Genomic DNA, 17,723 nt, shown 5'->3' on the forward strand with positions numbered 1-17,723 from the left:
AAAGATGGCTGTCCAATAAGGGCAGCCATTTTTTATGTCAGATGATGCATTCCGGCATGTGCTTAATCAAAGTGATAATTCTTGATTATATTAATTAAAAAGAGATTGTCTCCATTCCATTTGTAAATAACAAGGCATTTTACAAGGTTAATAATTGATGAGCCTTTTTAAAGATAATAATCAGAAAAAATAAACTTTTTATGAACCTCTTGAATTATTATGCATATTAATGCATAATAATTCATTAACAGGACATTTCGGAGAGGGGAATACAAAATGGCAAAAGAAAAGATTGTATTAGCATATTCTGGGGGATTAGATACCTCTGTTGCAGTTAAATGGTTACAGGATAAATATAATTATGATGTGATTGCAGTTGCATTAGATGTAGGAGAAGGTAAAGATTTAGATTTTGTGAAGAAGAAAGCATTGGACGTAGGAGCTATTAAATCCTATGTAATTGATGCGAAAAACTTGTTTGCGGAAGAATATGTTTTACCAGCATTACAAGCAAATCTATTATATGAAGGAAAGTATCCTTTAATTTCAGCTTTATCTAGACCGCTTATTTCTAAGATTTTAGTAGATATTGCAGAAGAAGAAGGAGCGGTAGCCGTTGCACATGGTTGCACTGGAAAAGGAAATGACCAAGTACGTTTTGATGTATCGTTTACTGCATTAAACCCTGACCTTAAAATTGTTGCACCGGTACGTGAATGGGCAATGTCTAGAGAAGAAGAGATTGAGTATGCGAAGTCACATGGGATTCCAATTCCAATTAATTTGGATAGCCCTTATAGTATTGATCAGAATCTATGGGGGAGAAGTAATGAATGTGGCATCTTAGAAGATCCATGGGCGGAAGCACCTAAAGATGCTTTTGATCTAACTACGGATCCAATAGATGCACCGGAAGATCCAGAAGTTATCCAAATTACATTTGAAAAAGGCAAGCCAGTCTCTATTGATGGAAAAGAAATGCCATTAGATGAACTAATTCTAGAATTAAATTCGATTGCTGGTAAACATGGTGTTGGCAGAATAGACCATGTGGAGAACCGTTTAGTAGGAATTAAATCAAGAGAGATTTATGAAGCACCTGCAGCATCGACGTTAATTGCTGCACATCAAGAATTAGAAGCATTAACATTACCAAGAGAAGTAGCGGAATTTAAACCGACAATCGAGCAGAAATTAGCACAAACCGTTTATTATGGTTTATGGTATTCACCATTAACAGAGGCTCTTCAATCGTTTATTGAGAAGACACAGGAGCATGTATCCGGTACGGTAAAGGTGAAATTATATAAAGGCCATGCACAAGTAATTGGAAGAGAGTCTAAAAACTCTCTTTATGACTTTGATCTAGCGACCTACAACAAAGCTGATGCTTTTGATCATGATGCTGCTTTAGGATTTATCAAATTATGGGGATTACCTACACAGGTTCACTCCTCTGTAAATGGACCTCAAGGTCAAAAATCGATTGAAAAAGTAGACTTGGAAGTAAAGGAAGCTGTGAAACCATGAAACTATGGGGTGGAAGATTTACAAAACCTACCAACGAATTGGTAGATGAATATGCGTCATCCATTCAATTTGATAAAAAGCTTGCTGCATACGATGTACAGGGAAGTCTTGCTCATGTGGCTATGTTGAAAAAATGTGAGATTATCCCTGCTACTGATGCAGATACGATTACAGAAGGTTTGAAAAAAGTTTTATCTAAAATTGAAGCAGGAGAAGCGGAACTTTCCAACGAACATGAAGATATTCATATGAATGTTGAAAAACTACTAATCGATGAAGTGGGGCCAGTAGGCGGGAGACTTCATACTGGCCGTAGCAGGAACGATCAAGTAGCTTTAGATATGCGTCTGTATTTAAGAGATGCGATTGCCGAGCTATCCGAACTACTTAAGGCAGTTCAGCAATCATTAATTACTCAGGCGAAAGCAAATATAGATACTGTTATGCCAGGTTATACGCATCTGCAACGGGCGCAACCAGTTCTTTTTGCGCATCACATGATGGCTTATGTATTTATGTTTCAGCGTGACGTTGAACGTTTTCATGATAGTCTAAAACGAGTCAATAAATCACCTTTAGGTGCTGGAGCACTCGCAGGAACTACTTTTCCAATTGATCGTCACTTTGTTGCTGATGAGCTAGGGTTCGATGGGATTTGTGAAAATAGTCTAGATGCCGTTAGCGATCGTGATTTTGTTGTAGAGTTTTTATCCAATTCTGCACTTGTTTCCACTCATTTATCGAGACTTTGCGAGGAACTTGTTCAGTGGTCTAGTGCTGAGTTTAACTTTGTTGAATTAGATGATTCTTTTACAACAGGAAGCAGTATGATGCCACAGAAGAAGAACCCCGATGTCGCTGAATTAGTTAGAGGGAAAACAGGACGAGTGTATGGGCATTTAATGGGAATGTTAACCACATTGAAGGGTCTTCCGCTTGCCTACAATAAAGATATGCAAGAAGACAAAGAAGGAATGTTCGATGCACATGAAACATTAAAAGGCGCCTTACAATTATTCGCACCAATGATAGAATCGATGAAAGTAAATAAAGAAAGCATGTATAAAGCTGTGTCCAATGATTATTCCAATGCAACTGACCTTGCGGATTATCTTGTTAATAAAGGAATGACATTCCGTGAGTCACATGCAGTCGTTGGGGAAGTTGTTTTAAAATGTATAGAACAAAACAAGTATTTACTTGATTTAACACTAGAGGAGTTTAAGCAGTATACAGAAGTCATTGATGCAGACATTTTTGAGGTACTAAAGCCAGAAGCAGTTGTAAATGCTCGTTCGGTTGAAGGTGGTACCGCAAAAGATAGCGTACTTCATCAAATTGCAAAGGCAGAGAAATTATTGGAATCCACTGAGTAGAATGGGGTATAGTAGAGAATAGTTACTCTGTTTGAAAAGGTGGTATAACATATGAAATTAATTGCATCTGATCTAGATGGTACACTTCTGCAAGAAGATGGAACAATTAGTGAAGCAAATCAAAAGGCAATACAAGCAGCTATAAATAATGGAATAGAATTTATCGTTGCGACTGGAAGATCTTATGATGCTGCAAGTATTCCTCTTAAAGCAGCTGGAATTAAGTGTCCAGTGATTAGTTTAAATGGTGCTGTAACCTATACAAAAGATAAAGAAATTATCCAAAGTATTCCGCTAGATAAAACTGTTGCGAAACAGATTACGGATGTTTGTGATCATGAAGGAATGTATATCGAACTCTTCACAAATAAAGGGATTTTTTCAGGTAGTAGAGAATATTTTCTTAAAGTGATGGTTGATATTATGACTTCTGCCAATCCAGACATATCGGAAGCGGATGTGAGGGAGCAAGCAGAACGTCGTTTTCAATTTGAACCGGTAGAATTTATAGATAATTATTATGAAGTACTGGATTCAACTGAAATTAAAGTTTATAAGATATTAGTATTTGCTACAGAACCAGAGCAATTATCTAATGCAAGTGAAAAATTAAGAGTTGAAGAAGGTGTTGTGATTACTTCTTCCGGAGATATTAACTTAGAATTCAACCATCCTGAAGCGCAAAAAGGGTTAGCTGTAGAGCAATATGTTCAACAAAAACAATGGACGATGGAAGATGTTATGTCAATTGGAGACAATTGGAATGATGCAAGTATGCTTCAGATGGCAGGTCGTGGTGTTGCAATGGGTAATGCAGCAGATGAAATAAAAGCGTTATGTAGTTATACAACCTCAACTAACCGTGAAGATGGTGTAGCAGTTGCGATTGAAGAAATGCTTAAAGAAAAACAAACCATAAAAGACACATCGTTGTAAGATCAATGAAAGAACTAAACTATAACCAATGTATATGAAAATACAAATGGGTTATAGTTTTTTTATCATTGGCTATTGTGGAAAGCATGTTTCTGTATAGAGCATCAATATAACAGCATTCGTGATTTTTAAAGAGGATTCTAACATTATGACGTACTAGTATTTGTTCAAAACTATGAGTAAAGGAGTATTCTATGACTGATAAGACTAAAAAGAGACAAGAAATTCTAAATGCTTTCCAATTCAGACATGCTACAAAAGAATATGATGAGAGCAAAAAGATTACGGATGAAGATTTTAATTTTATATTAGAAACAGGAAGATTATCACCAAGTTCATTCGGTTTCGAGCCTTGGAAATTTTTAATCGTACAAAGTTCTGATTTTAGAGAGAAATTAATGAAATTTGCTTCAGGAGCGGAGCATAAACTCAAAGGAGCGAGTCATTTTGTGATTATACTTGCTCGAGTAGATGTTCGATATGATTCACAATATGTGACTAATCATCTCAAGACAGTTCAGAAAATGCCTGATGAAGTTGTAGATATGCTCTTACATGGGTTAAAAAAATTTCAAGAGAACTTTTGGCAGCTAACGAATGAACGTGCATTATTTGATTGGTCATCGAAACAAACATATATTGCATTAGCGAATATGATGACAGCCGCAGCTCAAATTGGCATTGATTCTACACCAATAGAAGGGTTCGTTTATAAGGATGTGTATAACTTTCTCGAAAGTGAAGGTTTATTAGAAAATGGACGATATAAGCCTTCCGTAATGGCGGCTTTTGGATATCGTAAGGAAGAACCGAACAGACCTAAGACAAGAAAAAGTTTAAATGAAATTGTCGAATGGTTGTAACTCAAGTTGAGTCAATTTCCTGCCATATATCTATTTCTGAAATTAATCAACCGATAAACAAAAAAGCAAAACAGACGTGAATGTTTTGCTTTTTTATGGTTGTCAAAATATACTTCTAATAACTATTTCGAACTCCATCCACCATCAATAACTAATTCTTCTCCAGTAACAAATTTTGATTCATCTGAAGCTAGATAGAGATATCCGTTAGCTATATCTGTTGCAGTTCCTGCATATGGTGGTAATGGAATTGTTCCTTCAAAGGCTTTACCTAATACTTCATGAGAAGTTACTCCATGACGTTTAGCAGCTCCTGTTAAAATAGCTCCTGGGTAGATGGAGTTAACACGAATTTTATCTTCGGCAAAATTAATAGAGGCATGTTTGGATAAGGCTCGTACCCCACCTTTTGCTGCAGCATAAGCAGCAGCTCCATTATCAGCACTACCAATAATTGCTGCTAAGGATACACAGTTGACAATTGATCCGCCACCATTTTCTTTCATATAAGGGATAACGGATTGCATTCCTAAGAACACCGAAGTTAAATTTAGATTAATTGATCGATTCCAACCTTCTAAAGTTTCTTCTAGTAAAGTATTATGAAAAGAAACACCAGCATTATTAATTAAGATGTCTATTTTACCGAATTTATTCTTTGTGTCTTCCATTACTTTTTTCCATTGGTCTTCTGAGGTCACATCTAATTCGTAACATACAATCTCACCATCTATTTCTTTTGTCACTTCATTTAATTGATCTGTAGCAATGTCAGTGGCAACGACTTTTGCTCCTTCTTTTACAAATAGATGTGCAGCTTCTAATCCCATACCCGATGCAGCCCCAGTTATGATGGCAACCTTATCTTCTAAACGATTCATTGTACCACGCTCCTAGTTATTATTGTAATAAATACTAATTAACATTGAATAAAAGCTTAATAGAGTCAATTACTTAAGCGTTTACAATTTTGTTTATTAATTTGCTTAGAATGTAAATTATCGATGCGTTCTATGCATGATATTTCCTTATCAATTTGTTATGTTTTAGGCAGATAGGAGAAGTAATCAAAATCGGCATGGATTCCTTCGCCACTTGTATCTTGGCATTGCATACCTACAAATGCTCCAGTAAAGAACCCTCCACCTTGTACGTAATCATCTGATAGTTTATAAGATTGTAAAACTACAGGTATGGAAGTCCATTCTTTACCATTTAATGAATAGAAATATTGATATTCATTATAGTTAACTTCTACTTTTAAATAAACATATGCTTGCTTGTTTGAGATTTCAATTTCGTGATGAAGCAACGGTTGGTCGAACTTAAAATTATCGCATGTTGTTAAGGATAATACTTTTCCTTTAGTTTCATCCCATGTGATTTGAAGTGCAGACCAATTTTCAGTGTTATAGTAATTAACCAATCCTGCACCTTGATGGAAGGAAGTTGGCTGGAAATCGACTTTTGTTTCTGCAGTAAAGGTAAAATGTTGCCATCTTCTAGCAACAAAAGCTTGGGTAAATTTGGATGTCAATGACTCTCTTCCATAGAGTCGTAAATGACCTGGACGCTTTTGTAGTGTTTTTATGTTTTCATTTAATGGAATCCGTAATGTCTGATAATTAAGGCTTAATTCATCCTCATCAAAATGATCAGTGATTGGATAGTCTGCTTCGACAGGGTATTCTGGTATGGATGGACCTTCTATTTCCCATGAAGGCTGATTTCCACCAACTACATATGGCCAGTCATTTTTCCATTCTAGCCGTTGTATTGCAGTTTCTCTTCCTAAAGGACAGTATCCTCTAGGGTCTAGAATTGGTTGCTTTTCTCTTGGGAGTGGTCTGCCGGTAAGGTGCACCATAAACCATTCATCGGTATGTGTGTGTACAATGGATGCATGACCAGCCTTTTGTAAGGGGTTTCTAGGATGTGCATGCGAACTTATAAATGGACTTACTGGATGTATTTCATAAGGTCCTCGTAAATTTTTGGATCGTGCAATCGTAGCTTGATGATCAAATCTAGTTCCACCTTCAGCAGTAAGAAGGTAATAATAGTCGTTTATTTTATAAAGATGAGGTGCTTCTGTAAGCATCACATCAGTACCTTTAAAAATAATTTCTTTTTCTCCAACTAATTTTTGCTTAATCGAATCATATTCTTGTAAAACAATCCCGTAGAAAGGATGATTTTCTAGTCGTGAATCCCAAACCATATTAACTAAGTATTTTTTCCCGTCTTCATCATGGAATAACGATGGATCAAATCCTGAACTATTTAAAAAGATTGGATCAGACCATTCCCCATCAATAGAATTGCAAGTCACTAGATAATTATGACAATCTTTCCATTGTCCTTCGGTTACTTTCACATCTGTATAAATAAGCCAAAACTTGCCGTCGTTGTAAGATAAGGCTGGAGCCCAAACACCACCTGAATTTGGGTTACCCATCATATTTAATTGAGATAGACGATTTAATGGTCTTGAAACTAACTTCCAGTTTTTTAAGTCTTTCGAATGATAGATCCCTACACCTGGAAACCATTCAAAGGTAGATACAGCGATATAATAGTCTTCTCCAACTCGACAAATGCTCGGATCAGGGTTAAACCCGGTTAATATTGGATTTTGAATCGTTGACATATCTTCACCTCATTTTATTTTTTCATAAGGGAGTAATCGTCCGAAGAAATTGTATGATTACGGACGTTACACCCTGATAAGTATCGTTAACCAACTGCTGGTATGAATAACTTCCACTGATGAAGTTTTACTTTATAATCATCACTTCGTTACCAGAAAAATTTACTTCTAAAAATTTCTCAGCAGAGAATGCTGCCATTCCAAGTGCATTCGAATGTGTGTGAAGGTTTGAAAAATCCACTTTTAAATCCTTTTGACTAAACCAAAGCGATTTATTATTAATGGAATCAAGCAAGGGTTTTTCTAGCCACTGTTTTGCAGCTGACATTCGATTGCCAATAATGACTTGTTCTGGATTAAATGAATTAACAATATTATTGATTCCTATAGCTAAATATTTGCTGATTTCATTAAATGCTTCAAGTGCAACGGGATCATTGTTCTTTGCTAATTGGATCATATGGCTTAATAAATCATAAGGATCGGATGTATGGATATTATTTTTTTTAGCCAATTGTATTAATGCTTTTTCAGAAGCGTATAGTTCCCAACAGCCTTCACTTCCACAACTGCATTTGGCACCATGCGCATCAATTGTCATATGCCCCATTTCTCCTGAAAATCCATTATTACCTTTATACAATTGGTTATTTAATACAAGACCAACTCCGATTCCTACTCCAACACTGACATAAACTATCTCTTTATTTTCTTTGCCGATTCCAAATTGTACTTCCCCATAAGCGCCCGCGTTCGCTTCGTTTTCAATGATGACCGGAATATTAAATTGATTTTGTAACTCTTCTTTTAAAGAAATATTCCGCCAATTTAAGTTAGGAGCAAGCAATATTTTTTCTTCTTTATTAACGATTCCAGGTACTGCAACGCCGATACCAATAACACCATACGGACTTTGTGCAGCTGATGTAATAAGTTTTTGGATAATCTCGTTTAAATGGGCTAAAATTTCTTCATACGTTAAGTTATCAAACATAATTTGTTTTTGCTTTAAAATATTTCCTTGTAAATCAGTTAACACCCCCAGTATATAATTTACCCCGAGATCGATACCAATAGAGTAACCTGCTTTCTTATTGAAGAACAGCATAACAGGTCGTCTTCCTCCGCTTGATTCACCTGGTCCAACCTCACCAATCAGTTCTTCGTTAATAAGTTCACTTACTAATGAAGAAACAGTACCTTTGTTAAGTCCTACTTGTTGTGCTATTTCTGCTCTTGAAATGGGAGTATCTTGTCTAATAGTATTAAATACTAAAGACTTATTCTCTTGCTTAACCACATATTGATTCCATGTTCGATTTGTTTTCATGTATTCGCTCCTTCTCCCATATGCGTGACTATTATTATAAGTATAGCATGTTATGATTCGATTACAAAACTTAGTTTACTCAGTAGACAAACAAAGTTTTCTCTGCTAATATAATGACAACTCATAAATTATGAGAATATTGCTAATAGGGGGTTCGTAATGAAAAATAGGAAAGCGTTTACAATTATTGTGTTTGTATTGCTTAGCAGTTTGTTACTGGTCGCTTGTTCTGGAGGAGAAGATGAAGGTAATGCTTCAGGAAATTCTAAAACGGTTAAATTCATGCATTTATGGCCGGAAGGAAGTTCTGCGCAACATTATAAAGTAGTAAATCAGATAATAGAAGATTTTGAAACTGAAAATGAAGGAATCGACATAGAAGTAGAGGTTTTAAGTAATGAACAGTATAAAGAGAAAATTAAAGTTCAATCTACTTCGAACGAATTACCGGATGTAGGTATGACTTGGGCTGCAGGATATATGGAGCCGTTTGTGGATGGGGATATGTTCGCATCACTAGATGATATTTTAGAAGATGATAATTTATCAGAGGATTTCGTTGCAGGTACAACAGAAGCTTTTTCTATCGATGATACAGCGTATGGGTTACCTTTAGAGTTAAATATTTCTTCCATTTACTATAATAAAGCAATATTTGATGAGTATGGATTGGAAGAGCCCACAACACTAGATGAATTTAACCAAGTGATCGATACATTAAAAGAAAACGGCGTAAATCCTGTAGCATTAGGAAATCGTGATGCTTGGACAGGGTCTATGTGGTATATGTATTTAGCGAATCGTTTAGGTGGAGAAGAAGATGTATTAACAAATGCAATTGACCGAACCGGTTCATTTGAAGATCCGGCATTATTACAAGCAGCAGAAGAACTTCAAGGTTTAGTAAATAATGACACTTTTGTTAGCGGTTTCAATGGTTTGGCTGACCAAGAAGCAAAAAGTATGTTTATGGAAAGCCAAGCTGCGATGTACTTAATTGCAACATGGGATTTGCCGAACTATACGACAAATGAAGATGTTCCGCAAGAATTCCGTGATTCTGTCGGGTACTTCCCATTTCCACAAGTTGATGGAAGTGGCGACTTCAATAGCTATGTCGGAGGACCAGGTGTTGGGTTATTCGTTTCGGAAAATTCGGAGGTGAAAGAAGAAGCAAAAGCGTTTGTGTCTTATTTTGTGAAAGAATGGGGAGAGCGAGCAGTTACTGAAGTAGGGATCATTCCTGCCACTAAGATTGACGGAGAAGCATTGGATTTACCTGGACTGTATGTCGAAGTATTAGATGATTTAAATAATGCATCAAATATCACTTTATATGCAGATGTTCAAATGAGTGCCAGTGCTGCACAAGTTCATTTGGATATGATTCAGGCGTTATTTGGTGGTGAAATTACCCCAGAAGAGTTTGTCCAAACACATGAAGAAACACTCGCAAATGAGTAAGTGATATAGAAGGCTGTCTATATTAACTATATGTGTTTAAGACAGCCTTATTTATTAAATTTAAATTGGGGTTGAACGAATATGGATAAAGTTATGTCCAATAAATGGGTCATTACACTTTATATCCTTCCTGCATTGTTATTTATTGCGGTTCTCATTGTCATTCCATTGTTATTGTCTGGGTATTTTGGGTTAATGGATTGGGATGGAATCGGAACAATGGAATTTATTGGTCTTGATAATTATATTACAGCTATGCAGGATTCAAAGTTTTGGGAAAGTACATTACATTCATTTTTATTAGCAGTATTCTCTGCTTTAAGTTTATTAATTTACTTAGTTGTAGCGTTAATTCTTGCATCAAAAATTAAAGGTGCAAACTTTCTAAAGAAGATATACCTCATACCAATGTTGTTATCTTCCGTAGCTATTGCACAATTATGGATTAAAGTCTATAACCCTAGTAATGGGATGCTAAACAGCATTTTAACGAGTTTAGGTGTGGCGAATCCACCAGCGTGGTTGGCAGATCCAAATATTGTACTTTATGCAATATTTATACCTATTATTTGGCAATATGCGGGTTTTTACATTTTGATTTACTATGCTGCTTTAAAAAATATTCCTGAATCTATTATTGAAGCTTCAAAAATTGACGGTGCGAGCCCAATTCAAATTGCACTGAGAATTAAGTTTCCGCTTATTATGACCGTGTTCAAAGTTACCATTGTACTTGCTATTGTTGGGTCATTGAAATATTTTGATTTAATTTATGTAATGACAGGTGGAGGTCCGAATGGAGCTAGTGAAGTAATGGCTTCCTATATGTATAAGTTGGCTTTCTCTAGTTATGACTTTGGTTATGGAAGTGCAATAGGTTTCTTACTTTTAATTATTACATTAATTGTTACTTTCTTTATCCGTAAGGCGACAGAAACAAAAGATACCATTCAATATTGATCGGAGGAAATTATGATGCATCGTATCGGATATATTTTGCTTTATATTTGTTTAGGAATCGTTGGCGTATTTCAGATTTTCCCAATCATCTGGCTGGTTTCTTTTTCTTTAAAGTCAAACCAAGAAATTTTTGCGGGGAACCCATTTGCATTACCGACAGATCCTAAATGGGAGAATTATTTAAAAGTTTTTGAAGGTGGAATTGGTACTTACTTTTGGAATAGTATTTGGATTACGGCTGTTGCTACGATCCTAACTGTTTTAATCGCAAGTATGGCGACCTTTGCAATAACGAGGATGAAATGGAAATTATCTAGTCTAGTGTTAGGCATTATGATGTTAGGATTAATGATTCCAATCCATTCAGCATTAATACCGCTATATAACATGTTTCTCAATGTGAATTTAATTGATAACCCAATATCGATTGTCGTTACGTATATGACGTATAACCTCCCAATTACGGTAATGATTCTTTTAGGATTTTACACTACGTTGCCGAGAGAAATCGAGGAAGCAGCTATCATTGATGGTAGCTCGATTCACCGGTTGTTTTTCAAAATCATCTTACCGTTATCAGCACCTATCATGTCAACTACTGTAATTATTAATATGATTTATAACTGGAATGAATTTGTATTTGTAAATACATTCATTAGTTCCGATAAATTTAAAACGTTGACTGTCGGTATTCAAAACTTTATAGGACAATATATGACGGATTGGGGAGCAATTGGGGCTACGTTAGTTATTAGTGTACTTCCGATCATTGTTGCGTTCATTTTCTTTAGCGATAAAATCATGGAAGGCTTATCTGCCAGTGCAGTCAAAGGATAAACTCTTTATGATTTTTTAAAAGATTGAATCGTGTCAAAGCGATGTTGAATAATCCATGTTGATATAGATGCAATAATACTAATCCCAAAGATAAAGAAAAGTGCTGGGATTTGTGTACAGATAAGGTAGATTGAAACAAAGCTAACCATGATCAGCAAGGTATGGATTGGACTAATCAGCATAATCAAAAAAGATTGCTTAATTATTTTAGTAACTGGTAAGTCGAAATGAACTGCAACAGGAAATAAGTAAATGAAAAATAAACAAACGAGTAGTAAAAAAGCCATTAATGGAACTTGAACCATGGAAAAAGCGCCTTGGTAGGATTGAATAAAGATAATATTTATTACTGCTAATGCAATGAATAAGTTAGTACCAATACCTAATATATTCCCTTTCTTAAAATAATCTTTGTATGTAGTCCAAAAAGTAGAAAGTATTGGGATATCCGGATTTGAGGTTAGCCATTTTCTTACGATTGAGTATGTAGAAAGAGTGGCAGGATAAAATCCAACTATCACTAATCCTAACAAGGTGAAAATAACCCATAGTAGATGTAAGTAAGCGAATTTCATCACCCATTCCATTATGGTATAAAGACGACTTGCAAATAGATTCATTGGATATATCTCCTTCTATGTAAGGGGTATCATTTATATAAATAGTATAGGGACAATCTTTTTATCTATCAACTTTGTTCGCCGTTTACAAACAATTTAAGGAGGAACTAACAATGAGTTATTTTAATGAAATTCGTAACATCCAGTATGAAGGAGCAAAATCAGAAAATCCATATGCTTTTAAATTTTATAATCCAAGTGAAACTATTAACGGAAAAACAATGGAAGAACATTTGCGCTTTGGCGTGGCCTATTGGCACACATTTACAGAAGACTTATCAGATCCATTCGGAGTTGGTACCGCGATACGTCCATGGGATAAATTCAGTGGAATGGATCTAGCAAAAGCAAGAGTAGAAGCAGCATTTGAGTTTTTCGAGAAATTACAAATACCTTATTTCTGTTTTCATGATGTGGATATTGCTCCAGAGGGAAATAGTTTAAAAGAATCGAATGAAAATCTAGATGTTATCGTAGCGATGATAAAAGATTATATGAAAGATAGTAAAACAAAACTGCTTTGGAATACGGTAAATAACTTTACACACCCTCGATTTGTCCATGGAGCAGCATCTTCCAATTCTGCAGACGTATTTGCTTATGCAGCGGCGAAAGTGAAGAAGGGTCTAGAAGTTGGAAAAGAACTTGGAGCGGAAAATTATGTTTTCTGGGGCGGAAGAGAAGGGTATGAAACGCTATTAAATACCAATATGAAACTAGAATTGGATAACTTAGCACGATTCTTCCATATGGCGAAAGATTATGCAAATGAGATAGGATTTGAAGCACAATTCTTAATCGAACCAAAGCCAAAAGAGCCGACCAGTCATCAATATGATTTTGATGTGGCAAGTGGATATGCATTCTTACAAAACTATGATTTACAAGATACATTTAAATTTAATATCGAAGCAAATCATGCGACTTTAGCTGGTCATACATTTGAGCATGAGTTACATTATGCACGTATTCATAATATGCTTGGTTCAGTAGACGCAAATCAAGGGCATCCTTTATTAGGATGGGATACGGATGAATTTCCATCTGATCTCTATGCAACAACATTAGCGATGTATGAAATTCTAAAGAATGGCGGATTAGGAAAAGGTGGATTGAACTTTGATGCGAAGGTTCGTCGTGGATCATTTACACCGGAAGACCTTTTCCATGCACATATTACTGGAATGGATAGTTTTGCAGTAGGGTTAAAAGTGGCACAACGTTTACTGAATGATAGGGTAATAGAAAACATTATCGATGAACGCTATGATTCATTTAACTCTGGAATAGGAAAAGATATTGTTTCTGGAAAAGCAGATTTTCATCAATTAGAGAAACATGCCTTAACGCTATCTGATACTACACAACCATCTGGTCAATTGGAAGTAATCAAAAATAAGATTAATCAATATATGTTAACAACATTTGCTTGAGTGTAATGCAAACATCACATAGGGTAGCAGAAGATTTGCTACTCTGTGTGATTCTATTTAGATACGAAAGGAGATATGGGGGATGTCATATGTATTAGGTGTTGACTTAGGAACGAGCGGTGTCAAAGTACTCTTAGTCAATAGAGAAGGAAACGTTGAATATGAACATACAGAGCCATTAAAGCTAATCCAAGAGAAAACAGGGTATGCCGAACAAAATCCAAATGAGTGGGTAAAACATACGTATGCGGCAATCAAGACTTTGTTATTAGAAACAAATATAAATCCTCATCTTGTTGAAGGTATCAGCTTTGCTGGACAAATGCATGGACTAGTTTTATTAGATAGCAATAATCAGGTTATTCGTAACGCTATTTTATGGAATGATACGAGAACAACTGAGGAATGCCAAGATATTTATAGTAAAGTTGGAAAAGATCGATTACTAAATATCACAAAAAATTTAGCGTTAGAAGGGTTTACGCTTCCTAAAATATTGTGGGTGAAAAAACATGAACCAAATAATTTTAATAAAATACAAACCTTTTTACTACCAAAAGATTACGTACGCTACCAACTAACAGGAAAATTACACATGGATTATTCTGATGCGGCAGGAACCTTACTATTGGATATAGCAAAAAATAAGTGGAGTGAGGAAATCTGTGAATTATTGGATATCCCAACAAAAATCTGCCCGGAATTAATCAATTCAATTACTGAAGTAGGTATGTTAACAGAGGAAGCGTCAAGGAACTCGGGATTAAATATGGATACGAAAGTATTTGCCGGAGGAGCGGATAACGCTTGTGCAGCTATTGGTTCGGGTGTACTTAGTGAAGATAAAACATTAGCTAGTATCGGTACATCCGGTGTTGTGCTTAGTTATGAAGAATCAAGTGATAAAGACGTTGAAGGAAAAGTTCATTACTTTAATCATGGAGTGCCAGATGCGTTTTACTCAATGGGTGTAACACTAGCTGCTGGCCACAGTCTTTCTTGGTTTAAGGAAACATTTGCAAATGATATAAGTTTTGATGAATTAGTACAAGAAGCATCTTCCGTGGAACCTGGAGCTGAAGGGTTACTATTCACACCGTATATTAATGGAGAGAGGACCCCGCATGTGGACGCAAATATTCGAGGGAGTTTTATCGGTATAGATGCATCCCATAAGCGTCATCACTTCACTAGAGCAGTTTTAGAAGGGATTACCTTCTCCTTGCAAGAAAGTGTAAATATTTTACGAGAAAGTGGAAAGCAAATAGAAACGATAACATCTGTAGGTGGAGGAGCAAAAAGTGATCTATGGCTACAGATGCAAGCTGATATTTTTCAGGCGAAGGTTATTCGTTTAACGAGTGAGCAAGGGCCGGGAATGGGAGCGGCAATGATTGCTAGTGTCGGAGTTGGCTGGTTCGAGAATTTAAAAGAATGTGCGGATACATTTATTAAAGAAGATAGAGTTTATGAACCGAATATAGTAAATGTAAAACAATATCAAAACTTATTTAGATTATATAAAGATGTGTATCAATGCACTTCGGAAATAAATAATCAGCTACATGCATTTCGAAATTGAAATATAGATGTAAAGCTAAGGAAGTTATGTTTCGAAATTTGGCAACAAGTATTTGCAAAGTAGCAAAGAATACACAAGAACATCCTAATCTATTAAATAAGGTATAAATAAAAAACTCAACTTAGATTACCATACATGATGGTAATCTAAGTTGAATTCATGGGTGATGATATAATTAATGTCGTTTGCTAAGCCATAAGACACCTGTTTTAGCAAGCCGAGGTAAGAATCCGGTTAATGGTGTTTTCACCATATTGCCAAATCCGTCTGATTTTCCAAGTGAACCAAGCGTACCTTTTAATTTTAAAGGTTTCGGTTGTTTTGGTTCCTTGTCTGCGAGAACGGATAATAGCACTTCTGCTATTTGTTCCCCTTGTAATCCAGCTAATTGTCCACTGGGAGAGTATTCACTTGATGCGCAGTCTCCTAAGACGTATATACTTTGATCCTCAGGTACTTGATAGAAATCATTTACGATGATTTTATCTTGTATGTCTTTTTCAAAAGGTAGTTGGCGAACTAGATAATTTGGCTGGACTCCAGCAGTCCATATAGTTACGTCGTTTAAATAACAAATTCCATTATTACAAACGCCATCTTTCTCCACATATTCAACAGTAGAATGGTGAATAACATCTACATCATTTTTAATAAACCATTGTTCAACATGGTCTTGTATTTTAGAATCAAAAGCTTTTAATACATTCGCACCACGATCTAGTAATCGAATATTTAAATCAGGTCGGCTTTCTCTAATTTCTGAAGCAACTTCTATCCCGCTTAAACCTGCACCGATCACGGACACCTTTCCATAAGCCTTCAAGTTTCCAATTGCTACTCCAGAATGTCTAGCTTTAGAAAAGGTTTGAACACTTTCTGCGTATTCTTTTGCCCCGGGAATTCCGTGGAAATTATCTTCACAGCCTATTCCAATAACTAAATAATCATATTCTACAATGATGTCTGGGTCGCTAAATAAAATTCGCTTTTGTTTGACATCTATTTTATTAATTTCTTGAAACAGGTAGTTTACTCTAGAATCGTCTGGAAAATCTACGCGAACATCATGATCTGCTGATGTTCCTGCTGCGATAGAGTAAAATTCTGTTTTTAACGAACGAAATGGGTTCCGATCTACAACTGTTATATGTATATCTTCAGATAATGACTGATTAAGTAATCCAGTTAATACTTTAATTCCGCCATATCCTCCCCCGAGTATTACGACCTTCTTCATGCAAGCACACCCCTTATATGTATGAAACCTTCTTCCTAGGTTCTAGCGTATCAAATTATGACTGACCTGTCATCTGGATTATAACGATTATTAATTAAATCGTGTTTTACATATTTGTGTGAAAATATATGGACTTGTCTTGGGTGTTTCTTAATTCATGATATAATCTAATGAGAGTAATGATAAGGGGAATGTTCTATGAAACAACTAAGTTTAAGTTCATTATTAGATGTAATGGTAGAATTGTTTTCAGAAGAAGTGTCAATTGCAATTACTAATAAGCATGAATATGTGTATTATCGACGAAGTAAGCGAATTGATTTGAAGATACATGAAGGTGACCCGATTAAAAAAGGAACATTAGCGCATAAAGCAATTACAATGAACAAGAAAGTATCCGAATTTATTGATCGAAATATATATGGTGTTCCTTATCATGGTATGGCGGTACCTTATTATAATGACGATGAAATGGAGGGATGTGTGTTGGCAATATATCCTGCTTATACAGAGGGAAAGTCAGTGGTCACCGTACGTAGTCAAGACGGTTGGAAACCGATTCCTTTTTGTGAGCTCATTTACTTAGAAGCAAAGGAACGTAAAACTTATGCTGTAGCACAGGGCTATGCTGGATTTCACACAAACACATTACAAGAGTTTGAGTTTATGTTGCCTACAGATGTTTTTATACGTTGTCATCGTTCTTATATTGTCAATGTAAATAATATAGACGAGATTTATCCGGATACCCATTCTACTTTTATGCTGGGTATGAAGAATGGTGAACAAGTTCCTGTAAGTCAATCGTATTCTAGTTATTTCCGGAAATTATTAGGTTTTTAACGTTTTTTTCTGTTTAAATCATCTTTTGCCGTATGTGAAGCGTATTATTCTTGTTTCCCTCT

General features: G+C 35.6%; 15 protein-coding genes. 10 read left to right on the plus strand and 5 right to left on the minus strand.

Translation table 11 applies throughout. From position 1 onward, the window contains the following. Nucleotides 1-276 precede the first annotated feature (276 nt). From ABC346_RS06190 to ABC346_RS06205, 4 genes are all read left to right on the plus strand, one after another. Nucleotides 277-1,530 (plus strand): argininosuccinate synthase, encoded by a 1,254-nt coding sequence (locus ABC346_RS06190; RefSeq protein WP_413234016.1) that lies wholly within the window; start codon nt 277-279, stop codon nt 1,528-1,530. Then, on the plus strand, nt 1,527-2,906 hold the full coding sequence (gene argH / locus ABC346_RS06195) for an argininosuccinate lyase (protein ID WP_413234017.1): 1,380 nt from the start codon (nt 1,527-1,529) through the stop codon (nt 2,904-2,906). The genes ABC346_RS06190 and argH overlap by 4 nt, the downstream gene beginning before the upstream one ends. 51 nt (nt 2,907-2,957) lie before the next feature. Further along, nucleotides 2,958-3,842, plus strand: a complete 885-nt coding sequence (locus ABC346_RS06200) for a Cof-type HAD-IIB family hydrolase (RefSeq protein WP_413234018.1) — start codon at nt 2,958-2,960, stop codon at nt 3,840-3,842. 194 nt (nt 3,843-4,036) lie between these two features. Next, nucleotides 4,037-4,705 carry an NAD(P)H-dependent oxidoreductase gene (locus tag ABC346_RS06205; protein ID WP_413234019.1) on the plus strand — a complete coding sequence of 223 codons (669 nt, stop codon included), beginning with the start codon at nt 4,037-4,039 and terminating at the stop codon, nt 4,703-4,705. 122 nt (nt 4,706-4,827) lie between these two features. On the opposite strand, the gene ABC346_RS06210 is transcribed toward ABC346_RS06205, so the two are convergent. From ABC346_RS06210 to ABC346_RS06220, 3 genes are all read right to left on the minus strand, one after another. Next, complete coding sequence (locus tag ABC346_RS06210) at nt 4,828-5,586, minus strand: SDR family NAD(P)-dependent oxidoreductase (RefSeq protein ID WP_413234020.1); 759 nt, start codon at nt 5,584-5,586, stop codon at nt 4,828-4,830. 158 nt (nt 5,587-5,744) lie between these two features. Further along, a complete protein-coding gene (locus ABC346_RS06215; RefSeq protein ID WP_413234021.1) occupies nt 5,745-7,355 on the minus strand; it encodes a glycoside hydrolase family 43 protein in 1,611 nt (536 codons plus the stop codon). 127 nt (nt 7,356-7,482) lie between these two features. Next, on the minus strand, nt 7,483-8,685 hold the full coding sequence (locus ABC346_RS06220) for an ROK family transcriptional regulator (protein WP_413234022.1): 1,203 nt from the start codon (nt 8,683-8,685) through the stop codon (nt 7,483-7,485). A gap of 159 nt (nt 8,686-8,844) precedes the next feature. Between ABC346_RS06220 and ABC346_RS06225 the strand changes: the two genes are divergently transcribed. From ABC346_RS06225 to ABC346_RS06235, 3 genes are all read left to right on the plus strand, one after another. After that, nucleotides 8,845-10,149, plus strand: a complete 1,305-nt coding sequence (locus ABC346_RS06225) for an extracellular solute-binding protein (RefSeq protein WP_413234023.1) — start codon at nt 8,845-8,847, stop codon at nt 10,147-10,149. 81 nt (nt 10,150-10,230) lie between these two features. Then, on the plus strand, nt 10,231-11,109 hold the full coding sequence (locus ABC346_RS06230; RefSeq protein WP_413234024.1) for a carbohydrate ABC transporter permease: 879 nt from the start codon (nt 10,231-10,233) through the stop codon (nt 11,107-11,109). Between the two features lie 15 nt (nt 11,110-11,124). Next, complete coding sequence (locus ABC346_RS06235; RefSeq protein ID WP_413236519.1) at nt 11,125-11,946, plus strand: carbohydrate ABC transporter permease; 822 nt, start codon at nt 11,125-11,127, stop codon at nt 11,944-11,946. A 5-nt stretch (nt 11,947-11,951) separates the two neighbouring features. On the opposite strand, the gene ABC346_RS06240 is transcribed toward ABC346_RS06235, so the two are convergent. Further along, nucleotides 11,952-12,566 carry a YesL family protein gene (locus tag ABC346_RS06240; RefSeq protein ID WP_413234025.1) on the minus strand — a complete coding sequence of 205 codons (615 nt, stop codon included), beginning with the start codon at nt 12,564-12,566 and terminating at the stop codon, nt 11,952-11,954. A gap of 113 nt (nt 12,567-12,679) precedes the next feature. On the opposite strand from ABC346_RS06240, the gene xylA reads away from it, so the two are divergent. Together xylA and xylB are read left to right on the plus strand one after the other, a co-directional pair. Then, the gene (gene xylA / locus ABC346_RS06245; RefSeq protein ID WP_413234026.1) at nt 12,680-13,999 is read left to right on the plus strand and encodes a xylose isomerase; all 1,320 of its coding nucleotides are present in this window, start codon (nt 12,680-12,682) and stop codon (nt 13,997-13,999) included. Between the two features lie 82 nt (nt 14,000-14,081). Further along, a complete protein-coding gene (gene xylB / locus ABC346_RS06250; protein ID WP_413234027.1) occupies nt 14,082-15,581 on the plus strand; it encodes a xylulokinase in 1,500 nt (499 codons plus the stop codon). A 175-nt stretch (nt 15,582-15,756) separates the two neighbouring features. Here xylB and ABC346_RS06255 read toward each other — a convergent pair whose 3' ends face one another. Beyond that, complete coding sequence (locus ABC346_RS06255; protein WP_413234028.1) at nt 15,757-16,818, minus strand: NAD(P)/FAD-dependent oxidoreductase; 1,062 nt, start codon at nt 16,816-16,818, stop codon at nt 15,757-15,759. A gap of 198 nt (nt 16,819-17,016) precedes the next feature. On the opposite strand from ABC346_RS06255, the gene ABC346_RS06260 reads away from it, so the two are divergent. Then, nucleotides 17,017-17,661, plus strand: a complete 645-nt coding sequence (locus tag ABC346_RS06260; RefSeq protein WP_413234029.1) for a LytTR family DNA-binding domain-containing protein — start codon at nt 17,017-17,019, stop codon at nt 17,659-17,661. Nucleotides 17,662-17,723: the final 62 nt, after the last annotated feature.

The sequence above is a fragment of the Oceanobacillus phoenicis genome (genome assembly GCF_047238145.1).
Classification (GTDB): Bacteria; Bacillota; Bacilli; order Bacillales; family Amphibacillaceae; genus Oceanobacillus.